Genomic DNA, 18594 nt, shown 5'->3' with positions numbered 1-18594 from the left:
ACTTAATGAAATAACTCGCGACAGGTGATACGATATTTTTGACTCTACAGCACGCTTCTATTAGATTAGGAGGGTAATGACTGATTATGCATCTATGATAAAGCCAATAACAAAAATATCCGTAGTCATGATGCTGTTAAGTACCGTGTATAGTAGCTCGGTTTTTGCATTAAACTTCGATGAACAAGCCTATGCCTTTAGCCCTCTTCTGGCAGGAATTTCTGCTGTCTTCCTTTTGGTTATCATTTTACAGTATTTGTACAATAAAAAATTACAGCGTGCACATACCACACTGTCACTGTCAGAGCACCGCTTAAAAAGTACTGTCGAAGGCAGTGGAGATACTCTTTGGGATTGGAATATAGCAACAGGTGAAATAATACGCATTAATGACAAATACATGATGCACAAAAGCGAAGCTGGAGAATTTATACCCAATGCTAATCGTATTCATCCCCAAGATATTATTGTGGTCGACCGACTATTAAAACAACATTTCGCCGAGAAAACCGCTTTTTTTGAGGCCAGCTACCGAATAAAAGACAGCCTAGACCATTATCATTGGGTACTTGATAGAGGAAAAATAATAGAAAAGGATGGTAATCTAAACCCCCTTAGAATGACAGGTACAGTCCGTGATATTAGCCACTTAAAAAGTACCGAAGAACGCCTGAACCTTTTTGCAAAATGCGTTGAGTCTCTCACTGATGCAATTGCTATCTATGACCGAAATTTTAACTTGGTCGACCTTAACCCCAGCTATTTAAAACTCTTTGGCGGTGTCCGGGCTCAATATCTTGGGCGAGCATTCTCATTATCAGGGTATGACAATAGATATATCAGTGAAATCAAGACGTGCTTAAAAGATACTGAGCACTGGCAAGAAGAAATTAAACTGCGCAATCATAAAGACATTTTATTACCAATTGAAATCACAATTGATGAAATAAAAAATAGCCATAGCCAAATAACCAATTATGTTGTGGTCTTTTCTGATCTAACAGAACGAAAAAAAGCCGAATCTCAACTACATAATTTATCCAACAGAGACCGAACAACAGGACTCCCTAACCGGAATCTATTCTTTACTAATCTAAAAAAACTAGCCCAGCAAGGTACGCATCATGCATTGTTGGTATTTGACTTAGATAACTTTAAAAAAATCAATGATTCCCTAGGACATCAACTAGGAGATAGTCTCTTAGCCAAATTAGCGATGCGTTTAAACAAACTCTCACGTCAACAAGATATATTTTATCGACTTGGTGGGGATGAGTTCGCTTTAGTAATGTCTGGCACCAATGATATTCATACAATCACTCGCACAGCAAAGCAATTTTTAGCGGCCATTGCTACGCCCTTTAAAATGGCCAACCACGAGCTCGTGATCACTTCCTCCGTGGGTATCGTTCTATTCCCAGAAGATGGATCAACGCCAGAGATATTGCTGAAAAATGCAGACACAGCGATGTATCATGCGAAACAAAAAGGTAACCACTATTTATTTTTCAATGACTCAATGAATGAGCAGGCAGTCAAGCGGTTGCAAATTGAAAACTTAATGCGTTATGGCTTAAAAGAAGATCATTTTGTAGTTTACTACCAACCAAAAATGGATATAAAAACAGGTGAATTGGTTGGCATGGAAGCTCTGGTACGTTTTATCACACCAAAAAAAGGCATTATTAGCCCTGGCGTTTTCATACCTATCGCTGAAGAAACAGGACAAATCATAGAAATTGGTGAAGTGGTTTTGGATAAAGCGTGTAAGGATGTCAAAAACTGGATTGACCAAGATTTATTCAATGGTCGCGTTGCTGTAAATTTATCCGCAAAACAATTCAGTTTACCTGACTTAACAACTCGTATTGATGTCATCTTGCAAAAAAATCAACTTCCTTCCTATTTCCTTGAACTTGAGATAACGGAAGGCACCGTTATGGATGACCCTCAAGAAGCTATTGCGATTATGCGTTCATTAAGTGCCAGAGGTATTCACCTCGCCATCGATGATTTTGGTACTGGCTATTCCTCTTTGGCATATTTAAAGCAATTTCCGCTCAATACCCTAAAAGTGGACAAAGCATTTGTCGACGATATGAACACTGATAGAGGCCGTAATATGGTAGATTCAATAGTCACCATTGCACATAACTTAGACCTTCATGTCGTCGCAGAAGGCGTCGAACAAGCTGAGCAGTTAGTGCTACTGGAAGAACTGAACTGCCAAACCATACAAGGGTACTACTATTCCAAACCTTTATCTCCAGAAGAGTTCAGCGAATTCTTACGAGGACAAAAACAACGACAAAGAAAAGAGCAGCCCAATTTAAAAGTTGTTAATTAGCGTTCACGGCAGCCACTGACAAATAGTACTATCTTGTGAACGCATAAAAGCTCTTCTATAGTGCACTCGTAGTAAACACCATGCTAATGGACCTATTATTGCCCCGATAACCACCCAACGCCTTATAGGCATTCCCATACGAGTCGTTTCAATAAACAAGGCACCCGCCCCTAAAAGAGAGATGATAAAAAGCAACATATTAGCGTCCTGAATGAAAGAGGTCCGAAGTGTACCTTAGGTATTTTTTTTGTACAAAAAAACTTTAATTGTTGCAAAATATGGCATTATTTAATTTAATAGCCATTCAATTAATTGGGAACGATTACACATTTGAAGCAACTTTAAACTTAACACATTGAAAATGTTAAAGTAATTGCTTTTCTGTAAGAATTTTCAAATCTAGTTGATAATAATGTTGTGGTTGGAGAAGAGGTATTTCTCCATTTTAGCGGCTAAAAAGTGCTAAGTGGCCTGTAATAAAAGCTTTGGCACATCGAGATTAAATTTAGTAATAGGAATAGTACATAAATGATATTCGCCATCGAATCTAGCTGACAAAGGCCTAGCCTTTCATTGAAATAATTTAAATTCAATAAGCTAGATAGAAGACATTTATTTGCTTTAGTATATTTTGGTCTAAACTATCTGATAGTTTTTACTGATACTGAATTACAGTATTCTCACAATAGCTGCTAAAATTAAACCATGTAGTTTTAAATAATTAGTTACTTCAAGGACACGAGCTATGGATCAAAAGAGCGTACATAAATACTTGCAGGACAAGCCTGCAACATTTATTACCCAGCCGTTTGCGCAAGATGTCGATGTCTACAAAGTACAACATAAGATGTTTGCAACACTCTCGGAAGGGAAAGAAGGGCAGGTAAATGAAAGCGGGGAGCCTGTTTGGTGGTTGAACTTAAAATGTGATCCCGACGAAGCACTATTACTTCGAGATCAATATCCGTCAATTGTGCCGGGTTATCATATGAATAAGCGGCTTTGGAATACCATTATACTTGATGGTTCAGTTCCTGAAGCTGAAATATGTCGTATGATTGATACGTCATATGACATTGTAGTTGACAATTTACCAACAGCTCAAAAAGAAGCGTTATTAAAGATGGTTCAATCTTAAAGCAATCTTTGATAACGTCGTGGTTTCCCTCGCAACTATTGCGAGGGCCATTTTTTCATTCTTTAAAATGTATATAAATGTCGATTGGCAATTTCGATATTTCCATTATCCCTTAGGAAATTCTCCATCTGCTGCTCACACCCATTCGGCATTCTCGTCGAATCAACTTCATAATTCAGCTGAGCTGCATGAATACTCGTTTGTTCACACAAAGCCAGTAACTTTGGATCTCTGACATGCCTATTTAATTTAGCAAGTTTAAGCACATCGTGACAATGACTGAATCGTGCTACGCCTTTAAATTTAAAGTGCTCCGTTATATATTTCTTGGAAATTTTTAATAAACCATCCATTACGTCATAGTAAAACTGATTTGCATCTTGCTTTGATGTGACCAAATATAGTTGACATGCATTAAATTCAGGTAATTCATCATCACTCCCAGACAAAGATAGCACTATCAATACTTTTGCAGCATCCACTACCATATAACTTTCAAGGGTGAAAGACTGCCCCAAAAAGTGAAGTGTTTTTAAAATTTCTTTGACTTTAGTTTCGGTTAAAGAAGATACGGTGTCGCGCAGCAAGTAAGCAGCTTGCGTAATTAAAGGCATATCTTGGTGATTATTCAAAGGCGTAGTCGTTGCGCCGTCACACTGTAAAGTTAAACGCTCTCTGATCTCATGCTCTCTCGCAACATATAAAGCCAAGAATGCGGTTTGTAATAGCTCAGATGTCGGAAGGTTCACTTCTACTGGCCAACTGCGCCCAAATAATAACTTTTTACTCTTTTTTTGATAATTATCGCTGCTGAGCATTGCTACTTGTATTTGTAGATGCCCATTATTTTCACTCGCGACTAAACGATAACTTGGATCAAAAGTTATCTCAGACAATAATGTCTGCACACTATCTAGTGTATGATGATACTTTAAGAAGTGCTGGGGTGTTACCTCTATCTCACTTGTTAATTGAACGGTTGGCGCATGATTTATAGCGCACTCATAATCCTGATATATCTGCATCTTTGAATTGGCAATCTCCATACTCTCCTACTCACTATTCTTAACTAGCGACAAAAATACGCTTATGCAAAGGCAAATAGATCATTTGAAACAACCTATTTATTTTATAAGTGTCTTGAGTATTAACCGTAAAAATGACTTTTTTATTTCAAATCATAATTATTTTTAAAAGAAGCGATGGAAAAACGAACGTTGTTCTTTATGTGTGATACAACAATCACATAGAGTCGATGCAGTTCTGCGTATTATTGCTATCAAGTATTGGCGTGTATAAAAAAGTCAAAGATGGGCCCTCAAAGCCCATATTCAATTGCGTATTAGAAAAGATCTGCATTAAGCCACAAATGCATTGCAATACTTGCGATATAACCAAGTGAAATAACTGGAGCCCATTTTAAATGCCCAAAAAAGGTATAGTAGCCTCGAGCCTGTCCCATTAATGCCACTCCTGCTGCTGATCCTATTGACAGTAAACTTCCGCCAACACCTGCGGTTAATGTAATGAGCAGCCATTGCCCATGCGACATCTCAGGCTGCATCGACAATACAGCAAACATAACAGGAATATTATCAATAACAGATGATATAACCCCCAAAAATACATTCGCTGATGTCGCAGACCACCCTCCATAAAGTAATTCTGACATAAGGCTTAAATAACCTAAGAACCCTAAGCCTCCAACACACATCACAATGCCATAAAAGAATAACAACGTGTCCCATTCAGCTCTAGATACTTTGCTGAACACATCAAACGGTACTACACTGCCTAATTTTGCTAATCGTTCTTTGTCTCCGCTTTGCTCTGCAAGCGCTCTTTTACGAGCTAAAGAACCTGGCAAAGTCACCCTTAAAAAATAGCCAAAAAATTGTAAGTACCCTAGCCCCATCATCATGCCTAATACAGGCGGTAAATGTATAAAGGTATGACATGCAACTGCGGTTGCAACTGTTAGTAAAAACAACGTTAAGATCCGCAATGCCCCTCGTTTTAACTCGACTTCTTCGTAAACGGCACTAGGCTGCTTATCTTCAACATAAAAACTCATAATTGCGGCGGGTACCAAATAGTTAACAAGAGATGGGAAAAACAATACTAAAAACTCATTGAAATGAACTAAACCCGCTTGCCAAACCATCAATGTTGTAATATCTCCAAACGGGCTGAATGCACCACCAGCGTTTGCCGCTATCACTATATTTATACAGCTTAAATTAATAAACCGCTTGTCCCCTTCCGCCACCTTCATGATCACGGCACACATCAATAGCGCCGTTGTTAAGTTGTCTGCGATAGGAGAAATGAAAAATGCTAAAAACCCTGAAATCCAAAACAAGTTTTTATAGCTAAAGCCTTTTCTAATCATCCACGCTCTGAGAGAATCAAAAACCTTACGCTCTTCCAGTGCATTGATATAAGTCATCGCAACGAGTAAAAAGAGCATCAACTCTGCAAATTCTAATAAATTATGGCGAAAAGCTTCTTCAGTTATATGGGGGGAGCCATGGTTAACATAAAATCCACCTATTAAAATCCAGATGAGGCCAGCAGCAACTAATACGGGCTTCGACTTACGTAAGTGTAATTTTTCTTCAAGCATGACTAACGTGTACGCAGCAATGAAGATGCCTATACATAGCATCCCTACATTTGATGTAGTTAAATCAAGTTTCTCAGCACCAGCCCACGCGGTATTAGACACCCCAAACATGGTAGCCAGTATCATCCCAAGCTTTAATCCCCAAATCCTCATTTATATACCTATTAAATTTTATATTGAAAAAATGTTAAATTTTAAAGCTCAGAAGATAGCATAAATTTTAATCGTGCCAATTGTACACAAGTCTAAATTTACTGGTTTATTATCGAATTCATGAGGAATGTTGCGTTTAATGGTAGGGGTTTGTCAGAGCCCATTAGGATGGGCCCTAAAATGCATTATTTGGCAGTTAGTTTCTCAATACCTAAAATCAGCATTAAGCCCAATATAGCCAAACCAACACATAACCATGTCTGCGGTTCCTGCCCCACCAAATTTGCGTAATCAAGTGGAGATATATTCTGTTGGTTTAAGGGTTTTTCTGCACCACTTGAGCTGATATACGTTGAGACTACCACCTTCCATGGCCATAACAAGTTTAAGGACCCTAGTAAGAATCCGGCCAATAACGCAAACGTTACCTCTTGGTATGATGCGAGTAACCAAGAAAGAACACGAGAAAATAATATTAAACCAACAACACAGCCCATCATAAATAGCGCGATTAGTAATATTTCTTGATGAGTAATGGCTGATAATACGTGGCCATACATTCCCAATAGTAACAAAATAAAGCTACCTGAAATTCCAGGTAAAATCATGGCACAAATAGCAATAGCGCCAGCAATAAAATAAAGCCACCAATGTGGCTCTGCTTCGGTAGGAGCCAGTGATGTGATAATCACAGCAATAATAGCGCCTGTAATACAGCTTACAATAGTACCTAACTGCCATTGTTTAACTTGCTTAGCTATAAATATAAAAGAGGCCAAGATCAAGCCAAAAAAGAATGACCACACTAGCAATTGGTGATTTGATAGCAAGTAAGTAATCACTTTAGCCAAAGACACAGCACTGGTTATTAAACCAGCAAAAACTGCTACCAAGAAACTACCATCAATATAGTCCCAGCTTGCTTTAACGCCATGCCGTCTCAATAATGCGATGGCTTCGAAATTTACACTTTTTATCGCACTTAAAAACCGAGCATAGATCCCAGTAATAAATGCTACAGTCCCACCCGACACTCCTGGTACAACATCAGCTGCCCCCATGCCTGCGCCTTTTAAAAATAAAAAAATATAGTCTCGTTTAGAATCAGACCGTTTTGTCACTGACGAACTCTCCGTATAAAATGAAATGCAAGTGTAACTCAGAAAAATACTATTATAATTAGATCTTATCCTGATTATGGCACGACGAACAGCGAAGCTATACGTAATTATGTATCAAACTTTTAGGTGAGCGACTCATTAATGATCGAAGACATTAACTTGAGCACCGCCTCGGCGCTTAGCTTGCAATAACGCTTCATCAACCAACATAAGTAAATGCTGACTATCAGACTGAGCATCTCCCCATACTACCCCCATACTTACGGAGACTGAATAGGCCGAAAGAGCAACGCTTTTAGTGATACATCGATAAACTTCATCAGCAAAGCTTGGGAGCATTTGACGGCTAATACATGGAGCAATAATTAATAACTCCTCACCGGCCCAACGCGCGAGTACTGCGTGGTTATAATGACGCATTAACGCATTACCAACTTGCTTTAATATTTCATCCCCCACTTCATAACCATACAATTGATTGAGCTGTTTAAAATTATCAAAATCGATAAATACAACAGCGGCTTCAGTGTAGATTTGTGGCATATGTGCCATTTTTAACTGTGCCCCTCTGCGATTTAATAAGCCTGTCAAGCTATCATGAAATGACAGGTATTCAATCTCGATATAAAACAATTGTGCTTCTTTCCAACGCCGATAAGAAAATAAGGCGAAGGTTACTGTCAGTGAAAAGCATAAGGGAATAAACTCGTCTAACTCTAAATCTTCATGGGACCTTGAAAAGTGATAAAGCCACTCTAATGTGTCATAACTTGAAAAAATGAAAAAGCAAAGAATATTGACAACAAAAAGAATGAATAACTCTTGCCTGTAGTTGATTTTTAAAGGCTTCATACGGCCAGACAACATAAAAAATACTCTCTCAACAATACAGATATAATGACTATCTTGCCTATATACCCTGCAACAGGACCGCTTATGGAAACACAGAATAAATCGATATACAACAATGTACATTATTATTTTTTCGTGTGTTCTGCTAAACAATAACGTACTTATGCCGATAACTTATCAAACCCTAGCAGCTACGAAGTATTATGTCTCAGCGAATTATAAACCTTTTCTTATTAATATGCGCACTAGTACTATGCAGAAGCGCCGCCTCAGCAGACTTTGTCATGCCAGAGGCAAAGCAAGAGGTAGAAAAACGAGATTTAACGAAATTTATCGATGAAAATGCATTGATTGATATTGAAACATCAAAAGGGAATAGTTTTGCTATTTATTCTCCATATATGGCCTCAACCAAACGTGGCATTGTCATTTTGATTCCTGATATTGGCCACCCTCCCCTTTCATATAATGGATTCAATTACCTCCACCACGCGTTAACCGATGACGGGTTTGATACCTACGCCATACAAATTCCAGACATTGCATTTAATGATACACTACCAAAAGATGACACAAGTAATTCCAGTAATACAGAAACAGCCAGCGAAGAAAGCATTGAAAAAAAAATGCAAAAACCCGCTAAATTTCTGGCTGAGCGAGTCCCTGAGAATTCACTAGACGACTATAAAGCACAACTCATAGACATTTTCAAAGCACTATATTCACAATTAACGATGTTAGAGAAAGAACAGCTTGTCGTCATTGCACAAGGTACTAGCGCCGGCGTGTTTAGTGAATACCTTGCTGATTTACCCAACATAAAACTCGACGCTTTTGTGGCCATTAGTGCACAGTTACCAAATAGCAGCAGGCAACGTCATTTACCTGCAAACCTATCTGTGATCAGCCCACCTTTACTTGATATCTTTTATACCAATGATAACCCTACTGTCACTCGCAGCATGCCCGAAAGAATAAGGTGGGTAAAACGCAATAGTAAATTTGACTACCGACAACGCCAGCTCTTTGGATTAACGACAGAAACCAGGCAACATCAGCGGCTGAGAAAAGAAGTTGATGGTTTTCTTCGTCAATTATGACCACCTATGTTGCTTGTTTTTATCTAACACTAGGATGGGTGCTTTAAAAACTCGTAAGCAGCTTGAATATCTTGACTTTTCTTTTTAGCGACTTCCATCATATGTTGAGGCAACCCTTGGGATACCAGCTTATCTGGGTGATGTTGCGACATCAATTTTCGATAAGCGCGTTTTACGTCTTTATCTGTCGCTTGTTCAGTTAACCCTAAAACAGCCAATGCTTGCATTCGAGTAATGCTTTCTGACTGCTGAGCTGTTTGAGAGCCTTTTTGCCTTTGATAATCACCTTGTTGCGCGCGTTGTTCTCGAAACTTAAATTCGGCTTGATAACGTTTCAAAATAAAGCGAAAGTGCGTATTCGAAATACCGAGTAATTGACTCACCTTTTGCAATAATTGCACTTCCTGAGGCGCTAAATGACCATCTGAAAACGCCATTTGAATTTGAATCTCTAAAAAAAGCTGCAGCAAATCGTAACGACGAGAAAAAACCTCTTTAAAATCGTTAACCGCGCCTTTTAATTCAAAATCATTACCTTTGCCATACCTAAATGCATTTTGGGCTTCTTGACGATCTTCCCCGTGCAGTCCCATTTCGTCCATAAATAATGTTGCAGCTTTAATGTGGGTTTCGCTCACTCGCCCATTCGATTTCGCAATATGGCCCATTACGGCAAAGCAACTTGAAAAAAACAATGCTTGACGCTGGTGTAAATCATCACCTTTAAAAAAGCCTTGAAACCCGCCCACTTTATCAAAGTCCTGCTTTAAGCTTTTATCGAACATATGCCCAAGCCAGAAACCGAATATAGCGCCTAGCCAACGACCAAACATAAACCCGAAACAAACCCCTAATAATTTACCCCACACTGTTTTGCTCCTGATTTTTATTTATTTCCATTAACCGCTGCGGAGTACCAATATCCGACCATAGACCCAAATATAACTCCGTTGAAACTCGACCGGTCTCAATATTTCGTCTCAACAATGGACCTAAAGGAAGAACACCTACCGACAAGGGTGAGAAGAAGTCACGCGTATATAAACCAATACCTGAAAAGGTGTACTTTTGAGTATTTATTATTTGATTTGTCAAACAGAAATCCCCATCTAGATTATGTTCTGGGTTTTCTACCAACACAATATGCGCTTCCCCTGCGTATAGCTGTAATTGTGTTAACGCAGCCACATCATAATCAGTGAAAACATCGCCATTCACAACAATAAATGCCTCCTCACTCTCCGTTAGCAAGGGCAACGCATTTATAATGCCACCAGCTGTTTCCAAGCCTCCAGCGGGTTCATAGCAATAAGTGACCTTGACCCCAAACTCACTTCCATCTCCATAATACTGTTCGATTACCTCGCCACACCACGCTAAATTAATGACAATATCACTAATGCCTGCGAGTTTTAACCTATTGATATGATAAGTCAGTAAAGGTTGCCCATTGACTTGCAACATTGGTTTTGGCGTACTTTCTGTCAACGGCATCATTCGTTGGCCACGTCCGGCTGCGAGGATCATTGCTTTCATTTAAACTTATTCAGCTGACTGTTAATTAAAGGTATTATCTCACTCACTAACCAAGTTGCAAGCCATTGATAATTGTCATATCGCTTAGCTACTTCTACAACATACTGTAATGTAGGTACTATATTGTCCAAATAGCCCGCTTTATTATCTCTTAATAATAACCGGGCAAAAATACCAGCGGCTTTCAAATGCCGTTGTAACCCAGTTAAATCAAAATAATACTGATATTCGAGATATGTCATTTCTCCCAATAGCTGTTCTTTTTTCAGTGTTTTATAACTGTATTTCTGAAGTATTAAAAAGTCATCTGCTGGTAACTTAAAATAACAATCTCGCAATAAGGATACAGCATCATATGTTATAGGCCCTTGGACAGCATCTTGGTAATCTATCACAGCCCATTGATGATCATATCGCATAATATTACGACTGTGAAAATCACGATGCATAGTGACTTTTGGCTGCTCTACTATGCTATTTACCAATGACAGTTTCGTTTCTTGCCATCGCTCTTTAACAGTGCCTTCGAGTTCATAATCAAGCCAAGAATTTAATAACCAATTTTCAAATATTTCCAACTCTTGAGTTATAAAACCATCATCATACGGTTTCATAGAGGTTGATTTAGTGACTGTCGCTATTGATGGTAAAATATCTAAAATGGCCATATAGTGCTCCAACCTGCTCGGACCACTGATATGATCAGCCAAATGCTCTGTGCCTAAATCTTCCAGCAGTAATATGCCATGCGGCATATTTTGTGCTAAAATTTGAGGTACTTTTATGCCTGCGAGGGCAAAATTTGCATTAAGATCTACAAACGGCTGGTTATCCACTTTATTGGGCTCTGAGTCCATCAAAATGTAGCTTTTCTCACCATGATATACCCTTAAATAGCGACGAAAACTCGCATCTGCGGTTACAACTTCACAGCGATATGCTCCATCATTAAAAAACCCAACTAAAAACTGCTCGATATAGGTTTGTCTTTCTTTATTATTTGTCACAAAATTCCATTCTTAATTACTGTATTTAACTGAGTTTTACTTTATTATGTCTTGCTTAGATAATTATACTAGGCCAACAAGGTTAATAAATGAGTAAAACTTGGGGGGTCGTCGCACTGACACTCAGTAGCGCACCAGCGTTAGCAATATCAAATTCTACACCGATGCAGTGCAGTCAGTATTTTCAACCGACAAACTGGCAACCTCTTAAATCTTTGCCTTCCAATGCCATAGATATTCAGGCAGATGACGTTGAAATGCAAGGCACAGCCAGTGCTGAGTTTTCAGGTAACGTCGATGTCAACACTCAGAAAATACGTCTATCAGCAAGTTCAGCCTTAATCGACAAAGAACGAGGTTTGCTCAATGCAACAGGCCCACTTGTCTATCAAGATGCTTTTACTCTCGTTAATAGCACCGGTTTATACGCAGATTTAAATAATAATGATATCAGCTTACTCGGCGCTGACTATCAATTAACACAACAAATTGGTCGTGGTGGTGCTGAGAAGCTATATGCATCAGAATCTGAAATTAGCTTATATAATTCAACTTTTACCACTTGCCCAGTCGAAGCCCCTTTTTGGCAAATCGAAGCAAGTACTATCACATTATCTAAGCACAATGGGTGGGGGGAATCTTACAACGCAGTTTTGAAGATTCTTGATACACCTATCATCTACATTCCCTATTTCACATTTCCCATAGATGAACGACGAAAGTCTGGCCTACTAACTCCGACTTTGACCAGCTCTGGTCGATACGGATTTGAAATGGCAACCCCCTACTATTGGAATATAGCACCCAATTATGATGCGACCTTCACTCCTAGGTATATGTCAAACAAAGGACTCCAAGTTACTTCTGAATTTAGGTACCTAACCAAACAACATCAAGGCCTTTTAGGTCTTGAGTATATAGATAAAGACGATGCTGACCCGCAGCTAGAAAGCCGTTATTTAGTCCATTGGCAGCAACAGAGTTACTTAACCGACCAATGGCGCCTAAATATTGATATTACCAATGTCAGTGATGATGCATATCTAACCGATTTAGGCTCAAAATACGCCAACGAAACCGATACTCAACTTTATCGTACTGGTATCATCAGCTACCTCGGCGATGACTGGATCACTGATATAAAATTACAAAGCTTCGAGGTACTAGGCGACCACACAGAGTCATACGCTGCTTTACCACAAATAACTTGGAAAAACAGAGTACCTTTTCAGTGGCATAACTTGCAACTATCTATATTGGGTGAGTTCAGTCATTTTCGGAACGACGAACTAACAATAACAGAAGCTTCTCGGTTGCACTTAGAACCAAAAGTTAGCCTATCATTTGAAGAGTACGCTTGGTCTTTCTTAGCTGAATCTAGCTTATTACATACACGATATGAGCAGCATGGTGATTTACACAATACACCGTATGAAGATTCTGTTACTCGAACCATGCCAAAATTAAGAATGCATGCACAGCTGAATTTGGAAAGAGACACGCTATTTTTTAGTGAAGGTGGCACGCAAACTTTAGAACCGCAAATTCAATATTTGTACACACCAAAAAGAGAGCAAGACAGCATAGGTCTTTTTGATACAACCAAAATGCAAGATGACTTTGCTGGCTTATTTCGTGAACAACGATTCTCAGGTGTTGATAGGATAGCGCAAGCGAACCAATTTACTCTAGGTGCCACAACACGCCTTTTTGATACTAAAAACACAGAAAGATTCAATTTCAGTATCGGCCAAATAATTTACCTCAGTGACGATGTAAAGCCTACTGAACAAGCCAATAATTCAGAAACCAACTACAATGCATTGTTTGCAGCGGAAACCATGGTACATTGGCATCGTCGTTGGTATTTCTCGGCTGGAATACAGTATGACGCAGACTCTAAAGAGCTAATTCAGTCTCATACGACACTAGACTACCGAGGAGACAATAATAAGTTAGTACAATTGAACCATCGTTATGCAAATAGTGTCTCAGGATATGAAATTGATCAAGTTGGTCTGTTTAGCAGCCTACCAATCAATGATAATTGGCAATTTATAGCAAGCTATCACCGAGACTTAAATGCCTCTCGGAGTGTCGAAGTCTTCGCCGGTATACAATACGAAAGTTGCTGTTGGGCTATTCAAATAACGGGTGGAAGACACATAGAAACAGATTTAAACCAAACGATTACACATGATGATGCACAATTCGACACCAGCATTGGGTTTAATTTTGTATTAAATGGATTGGGTGGCAAATCAAATAATGCTGTAAGTCAGCGATTACAACAAGGTATCTTCGGCTACCGTCGACCTTATTTTTTAAATAATTAATAAATATTAGATTACTATGAATTTTAAAAAGTTATTGTTAGTTACCCTATTGGGTATCAGTATAAGTCACACAACACTGGCTCAACGTGTTCAGATGGATAAGATTGTTGCCACTGTAAACGAAGGTGTCATATTACAAAGTGAGGTTAATCAAATTATTGCTCGGGTTAAAGAGCAAGCTAAACAGCAAAGCACGGAATTACCCTCCGATAAAACGCTTCGAGTACAAGCTATTGACAGACTAGTCGACCAATCCTTAATGCTACAACTTGCTGAGCGCATGGGTATGGAGATCTCAGACTCTCAACTGGATCAAACGATATCAAATATCGCTAAGGATCAAAATGTGACTATAGCTGATCTCAGACGCTCAGTAGAAGCCAGTGGAGAAAGCTTCCAAGCTTACAGAGAGGAGCTTCGAAAAGAAATCACCATTGGTCAAGTTCGCCGAGCAAATGTCGACCGACGCATTTATATTAGTACACAAGAAGTTGCTAATTTACAAAAAATTCTAGAACAACAAACAGGAAACCCTGAAGAGTACGACGTTGGTCATATTCTTGTTAAAATTCCAAATAAAGCCTCCCCGGAAGAGATTCAAGATGCGCGTGAACGTGCTGATAACGTAATGGAGTTTTTAAACGACGGTAAAGAGTTTAAACGTATTGCAATCGCTTCTTCAAGTGGTCCAAAAGCGCTTGAAGGCGGACAATTAGGCTGGATGAGCATTAATGAAATGCCATCGTTATTTGCAGAGGCAATTAAAGGCCAGAAAAAAGATGCCATCGTTGGGCCCGTTCGCTCTGGTGCCGGTTTCCACATTCTAAAAGTACAAGATATTCGCGGGCGTGAAGTTGTAGAAACAACCGAAGTACGCTCACGTCATATTCTCATTAAGCCTTCGATTATCCTCAGTGAAGAAAAAGCCCGTGATATGCTTTCTGATTTTGCGACTAAGCTTCGCGCAGGTGAGGCTGACTTTGCAGAACTAGCAAAAGAGCACTCAGAAGATCCAGGTTCGGCACTCAAAGGCGGTGAATATGATTGGACAGATCCAACAACTTACGTACCCGCATTTAAAAACACCCTTCTTTCACTAAATAAAAATGAGATCAGTGAACCATTTAGAAGTACATTTGGTTGGCACATAGTTCAATTGTTAGATACACGCACAGCTGACAAAACAGACCAAGCGAAGCTAAGCCGTGCTCACGGACTACTATTTAACAGGAAATTCAAAGAAGAAAGCTTTAAGTGGCAGCGTGAAATTCGGGAACAAGCACATATTGATGTATTCCCTACAGAATAAAATGGATATAAATATGTGCCTCAGAATTGCAATTACGCCAGGAGAACCTGCTGGTATTGGACCCGATCTGGTTATTAAACTGGCTCAAAAAGTATGGTCTGCGCAAATTATTGCCGTCGTCGATCGTACTATTATTGAAAAGCGCGCGATTGAGCTAGGTATCCCTATCACATTGCTGCCATTCGATGCGAATGAAGAGGCACAGCCTGCACCAGCAGGCTGTTTGTATTATTTACAAGTAGAAAAAGGCTGTAATGTACAAGCGGGTGTCCTTGATGAAAAAAATGGTAATTATGTACTGGAAACATTAAAGGTTGCATCTGAAAAAAATATGGATGGTACATTTGATGCGGTGGTTACAGGACCTGTTCATAAAGGCATTATTAACCGTGCAGGCATTTCTTTTAGTGGCCATACTGAATATTTCGCATTGCAATCCAATACTTCCGATGTGGTAATGATGCTGGCAACTGAGGGCCTTAGAGTTGCGTTAGTCACCACCCACATACCCCTAGCATATGTATCGAGAGCTGTTACGACAGAACGACTGACTAAAGTTATCAATATCTTACACGATGATCTCAAAAGTAAGTTTGGTATTAATAATCCACGAGTCTTAGTTTGTGGTTTAAACCCGCATGCTGGTGAGGATGGTCATTTAGGGCGAGAGGAAATAGAGACGATTACTCCAGCCCTCACAGAATTAAATACACAAGGGATGAACCTCATAGGACCACTGCCTGCTGATACCTTATTTCAAGCAAAATATTTAGATAATGCCGACGCTGTGCTTGCAATGTATCACGATCAAGGCTTACCTGTGTTAAAATACAAAGGATTTGGTAATTCGGTTAATATTACCCTTGGACTACCCTTTGTAAGAACCTCTGTTGACCATGGTACCGCGTTAGATTTAGCCGCTACAGGTAACATTGAGGTAGGTAGTTTTGATTTAGCTATCCGCGAAGCAATTAAGCTCGCCCATAAAAAAGCACAGAATTAATGACTGATAAAGTACATTTAGGGCATCGTGCCCGAAAGCGTTTTGGCCAAAACTTTTTAAACGATGACATGATCATCGACAAAATAGTAACAGCCATTGACCCTAAGCCAACAGACAACTTAGTCGAAATTGGTCCAGGCCTTGGTGCTATTACTGAGCCAGTGGTGGAATTAAGTGACAAACTTACCGTTGTTGAACTTGATAAAGATTTAGCTGAGCGTCTCATAAAACATCCATTTATGAGTGACAAGCTAACAGTCCATCAAGGCGATGCTATGAAGTTTGATTTTTCTTCGCTTATTCAAGATGGTGAAAAACTGAAAATATTTGGTAATTTACCATACAACGTTTCAACTCCTTTACTTTTTCATTTATTTGAATTTGCGGACCATGTGGAGCACATGCACTTCATGCTTCAAAAAGAAGTTGTAAAGCGCATGGTTGCAAGCCCTGACTCTAAAGCTTTTGGCCGATTGAGTGTGATGACACAATATTACTGTCACGCCATGCCTGTGATAGATGTACCACCAGAGTGTTTCAAACCCGCGCCAAAGGTTGACTCTGCGGTGATCCGTCTAATACCTAAAAAACCAGAGCAAAGATCTGCAAAAAGTACAAAAATTCTAAACACGGTATGTTTAGAGGCGTTTAACCAACGTCGAAAAACATTAAGAAACAGTCTATCAAACTTGTTAACAAGTGACGAAATGACTGAAATTGGTATTGATGCGACTAAACGTGCAGAAAACCTGTCCCTTTCTCAATTTATTGATATAGCAAACTGGATTTATGACAATAAGCAGTAATCTAGGCTCTCCCATAAAGGTTTCTGTTGAAACCTTTTATGTGGAAGCTCAATCACAACCTGAAAAAAATAAGTATGTGTTCGCCTATACAGTTACCATTAAAAACCATAGCTTGTGTAGTGTGAAACTAGAGAGCCGCCACTGGCTTATAACCGATGCTAATGGTAAAGAGTCTGAAATCGATGGTGAAGGCGTTATCGGAGAGAAACCATCTATTGCCCCTGGCGACAGTTATAAATATACCAGTGGTGCTGTCCTTGATACACCTCTAGGAACAATGCAAGGGCATTACTTAATGCGTAATGAATTTGGGACTGAATTTGAAGCTCCCATTCCTGTGTTTAGACTGACCTGTTTAACAGCGTTACATTGATATCTTATGGCATTATACGCAGTAGGTGATTTACAAGGGTGCTTTGCGCCTCTTTCTCGACTATTGGATATGGTGGCTTTTAATCCGAGTAAAGATCACCTTTATCTCGTTGGAGATGTTGTAGCAAGAGGTCCTGATTCTCTTGCTTGTTTAGAATTTTTATATCTCCACCGTGATGCAATCACTATTACATTAGGTAATCATGACCTGCACTTGCTCGCTTGTACGACGTTAAATCGCTCGCCGAATCCAAAAGATAAACTACAAGCGGTTTTTGATAGCCCTAAACTTCCCCAATATTTAGACTTATTGCGCGCTCAACCTATTGCCGTTCACCTACCAAATTATAACTCTTTCATTTCTCATGCCGGCATTCATCCGACTTGGTCAATTCAAGATGCACTAGAGTATGCACATTTTGTGGAGCAATGTTATCGCGGAAAAGATGCCAATGAATACTACCTAAATATGTATGCAAAGCACCCTGTAGGCGAATTAAGTATGCTCTCTAAGCAAGCTCGATTCACAGCAATCGTGAATACGTTTACACGAATGCGATATCTATCTACTCAAGGTGAGCTAGACTTACTAAATAAAGGTGGTACTAATGATTGCCCAACATTAGTTCCATGGTTTGACTGCAAACGCTTTAAAAAGTCAAAAACATCCTTTATATTTGGTCACTGGGCAGCGCTTAAAGGCGTCACTAACATGAAAAACATGATTGCGTTGGATACTGGATGTGTCTGGGGTGGACCGATGAGTATGCTGAATATTGCAACTAACGAACAATATTTAAGCAAATAATCTATTCTCGCCCCTTTTTACTGAATTTTTTAGTCACATCTGCTATAAAATACTTAACTTATCCGCAATAAAACCGATAA

17 protein-coding genes are annotated in these 18594 nt (G+C 39.3%); 9 read left to right on the top strand and 8 right to left on the bottom strand.

The window, feature by feature from the left end:
- The first annotated feature begins 94 nt into the window (after positions 1 to 94).
- On the top strand, positions 95 to 2347 hold the full coding sequence (locus J8M01_RS02965; protein WP_211057023.1) for a bifunctional diguanylate cyclase/phosphodiesterase: 2253 nt from the start codon (positions 95 to 97) through the stop codon (positions 2345 to 2347).
- A gap of 3 nt (positions 2348 to 2350) precedes the next feature.
- Here J8M01_RS02965 and J8M01_RS02960 read toward each other — a convergent pair whose 3' ends face one another.
- On the bottom strand, positions 2351 to 2545 hold the full coding sequence (locus tag J8M01_RS02960; protein ID WP_192508334.1) for a hypothetical protein: 195 nt from the start codon (positions 2543 to 2545) through the stop codon (positions 2351 to 2353).
- 547 nt (positions 2546 to 3092) lie between these two features.
- Between J8M01_RS02960 and J8M01_RS02955 the strand changes: the two genes are divergently transcribed.
- Positions 3093 to 3485: an MmcQ/YjbR family DNA-binding protein gene (locus J8M01_RS02955; RefSeq protein WP_210995467.1), complete on the top strand. Its 393-nt coding sequence runs from the start codon at positions 3093 to 3095 to the stop codon at positions 3483 to 3485.
- A gap of 62 nt (positions 3486 to 3547) precedes the next feature.
- On the opposite strand, the gene J8M01_RS02950 is transcribed toward J8M01_RS02955, so the two are convergent.
- From J8M01_RS02950 to J8M01_RS02935, 4 genes are all read right to left on the bottom strand, one after another.
- The gene (locus tag J8M01_RS02950) at positions 3548 to 4531 is read right to left on the bottom strand and encodes a hypothetical protein (RefSeq protein ID WP_211056950.1); all 984 of its coding nucleotides are present in this window, start codon (positions 4529 to 4531) and stop codon (positions 3548 to 3550) included.
- Between the two features lie 296 nt (positions 4532 to 4827).
- Entirely contained in the window at positions 4828 to 6237 is a 1410-nt protein-coding gene (nhaD, locus tag J8M01_RS02945; RefSeq protein WP_210995585.1) for a sodium:proton antiporter NhaD, read from the bottom strand.
- Between the two features lie 212 nt (positions 6238 to 6449).
- Positions 6450 to 7385, bottom strand: coding sequence for a DUF368 domain-containing protein (locus J8M01_RS02940; protein ID WP_348772710.1), 936 nt, complete (start codon positions 7383 to 7385; stop codon positions 6450 to 6452).
- A gap of 138 nt (positions 7386 to 7523) precedes the next feature.
- Positions 7524 to 8252, bottom strand: a complete 729-nt coding sequence (locus J8M01_RS02935) for a GGDEF domain-containing protein (protein ID WP_211056949.1) — start codon at positions 8250 to 8252, stop codon at positions 7524 to 7526.
- A gap of 269 nt (positions 8253 to 8521) precedes the next feature.
- On the opposite strand from J8M01_RS02935, the gene J8M01_RS02930 reads away from it, so the two are divergent.
- Entirely contained in the window at positions 8522 to 9337 is an 816-nt protein-coding gene (locus J8M01_RS02930; protein ID WP_210995464.1) for a DUF3530 family protein, read from the top strand.
- Between the two features lie 29 nt (positions 9338 to 9366).
- On the opposite strand, the gene djlA is transcribed toward J8M01_RS02930, so the two are convergent.
- The 3 genes from djlA to J8M01_RS02915 are packed head-to-tail and all read right to left on the bottom strand — an operon-like array spanning position 9367 to position 11880.
- Positions 9367 to 10206, bottom strand: a complete 840-nt coding sequence (djlA, locus tag J8M01_RS02925; protein ID WP_192508339.1) for a co-chaperone DjlA — start codon at positions 10204 to 10206, stop codon at positions 9367 to 9369.
- Positions 10196 to 10873, bottom strand: a complete 678-nt coding sequence (gene murU / locus J8M01_RS02920; protein ID WP_211056948.1) for an N-acetylmuramate alpha-1-phosphate uridylyltransferase MurU — start codon at positions 10871 to 10873, stop codon at positions 10196 to 10198. Before murU ends, djlA begins: the two co-directional genes overlap by 11 nt.
- Positions 10870 to 11880, bottom strand: coding sequence for a phosphotransferase (locus J8M01_RS02915; RefSeq protein ID WP_348772709.1), 1011 nt, complete (start codon positions 11878 to 11880; stop codon positions 10870 to 10872). The genes murU and J8M01_RS02915 overlap by 4 nt, the downstream gene beginning before the upstream one ends.
- Positions 11881 to 11969: 89 nt before the next feature.
- Between J8M01_RS02915 and lptD the strand changes: the two genes are divergently transcribed.
- Genes lptD through J8M01_RS02885 form a run of 6 tightly spaced genes read left to right on the top strand, consistent with a single transcriptional unit; the run spans position 11970 to position 18514 of the window.
- Complete coding sequence (lptD, locus tag J8M01_RS02910) at positions 11970 to 14216, top strand: LPS assembly protein LptD (protein WP_211056947.1); 2247 nt, start codon at positions 11970 to 11972, stop codon at positions 14214 to 14216.
- Positions 14217 to 14232: 16 nt separating this feature from the next.
- Positions 14233 to 15525 (top strand): peptidylprolyl isomerase SurA, encoded by a 1293-nt coding sequence (gene surA, locus J8M01_RS02905; RefSeq protein WP_192508343.1) that lies wholly within the window; start codon positions 14233 to 14235, stop codon positions 15523 to 15525.
- Between the two features lie 13 nt (positions 15526 to 15538).
- Positions 15539 to 16528 (top strand): 4-hydroxythreonine-4-phosphate dehydrogenase PdxA, encoded by a 990-nt coding sequence (gene pdxA / locus J8M01_RS02900; RefSeq protein WP_211056946.1) that lies wholly within the window; start codon positions 15539 to 15541, stop codon positions 16526 to 16528.
- The gene (rsmA, locus tag J8M01_RS02895; RefSeq protein WP_211056945.1) at positions 16528 to 17334 is read left to right on the top strand and encodes a 16S rRNA (adenine(1518)-N(6)/adenine(1519)-N(6))-dimethyltransferase RsmA; all 807 of its coding nucleotides are present in this window, start codon (positions 16528 to 16530) and stop codon (positions 17332 to 17334) included. The genes pdxA and rsmA overlap by 1 nt, the downstream gene beginning before the upstream one ends.
- The gene (gene apaG / locus J8M01_RS02890; RefSeq protein WP_211056944.1) at positions 17318 to 17707 is read left to right on the top strand and encodes a Co2+/Mg2+ efflux protein ApaG; all 390 of its coding nucleotides are present in this window, start codon (positions 17318 to 17320) and stop codon (positions 17705 to 17707) included. Before rsmA ends, apaG begins: the two co-directional genes overlap by 17 nt.
- Before the next feature lie 6 nt (positions 17708 to 17713).
- Positions 17714 to 18514 carry a symmetrical bis(5'-nucleosyl)-tetraphosphatase gene (locus J8M01_RS02885; RefSeq protein ID WP_211056943.1) on the top strand — a complete coding sequence of 267 codons (801 nt, stop codon included), beginning with the start codon at positions 17714 to 17716 and terminating at the stop codon, positions 18512 to 18514.
- The last annotated feature ends 80 nt before the right edge of the window (positions 18515 to 18594 follow it).

Origin of the sequence: Pseudoalteromonas sp. MMG005, assembly GCF_018101015.1 — a bacterium.
Lineage (GTDB): Bacteria > Pseudomonadota > Gammaproteobacteria > Enterobacterales > Alteromonadaceae > Pseudoalteromonas > Pseudoalteromonas aurantia.
This window is presented reverse-complemented; position numbering and strand designations above follow the sequence as displayed.

Bases quoted from the DNA above. Each gene is read 5' to 3' on its own strand.
- J8M01_RS02950 (WP_211056950.1), bottom strand. From the start codon at position 4,531: ATGGAGATTGCCAATTCAAAGATGCAGATATATCAGGATTATGAGTGC.
- J8M01_RS02935 (WP_211056949.1), bottom strand. From the start codon at position 8,252: ATGTTGTCTGGCCGTATGAAGCCTTTAAAAATCAACTACAGGCAAGAG.
- J8M01_RS02885 (WP_211056943.1), top strand. From the start codon at position 17,714: ATGGCATTATACGCAGTAGGTGATTTACAAGGGTGCTTTGCGCCTCTT.
- apaG (WP_211056944.1), top strand. From the start codon at position 17,318: ATGACAATAAGCAGTAATCTAGGCTCTCCCATAAAGGTTTCTGTTGAA.
- rsmA (WP_211056945.1), top strand. From the start codon at position 16,528: ATGACTGATAAAGTACATTTAGGGCATCGTGCCCGAAAGCGTTTTGGC.
- J8M01_RS02930 (WP_210995464.1), top strand. From the start codon at position 8,522: ATGCCAGAGGCAAAGCAAGAGGTAGAAAAACGAGATTTAACGAAATTT.
- nhaD (WP_210995585.1), bottom strand. From the start codon at position 6,237: ATGATACTGGCTACCATGTTTGGGGTGTCTAATACCGCGTGGGCTGGT.
- lptD (WP_211056947.1), top strand. From the start codon at position 11,970: ATGAGTAAAACTTGGGGGGTCGTCGCACTGACACTCAGTAGCGCACCA.
- J8M01_RS02955 (WP_210995467.1), top strand. From the start codon at position 3,093: ATGGATCAAAAGAGCGTACATAAATACTTGCAGGACAAGCCTGCAACA.
- surA (WP_192508343.1), top strand. From the start codon at position 14,233: ATGAATTTTAAAAAGTTATTGTTAGTTACCCTATTGGGTATCAGTATA.
- pdxA (WP_211056946.1), top strand. From the start codon at position 15,539: ATGTGCCTCAGAATTGCAATTACGCCAGGAGAACCTGCTGGTATTGGA.
- J8M01_RS02960 (WP_192508334.1), bottom strand. From the start codon at position 2,545: ATGTTGCTTTTTATCATCTCTCTTTTAGGGGCGGGTGCCTTGTTTATT.
- murU (WP_211056948.1), bottom strand. From the start codon at position 10,873: ATGAAAGCAATGATCCTCGCAGCCGGACGTGGCCAACGAATGATGCCG.
- J8M01_RS02965 (WP_211057023.1), top strand. From the start codon at position 95: ATGATAAAGCCAATAACAAAAATATCCGTAGTCATGATGCTGTTAAGT.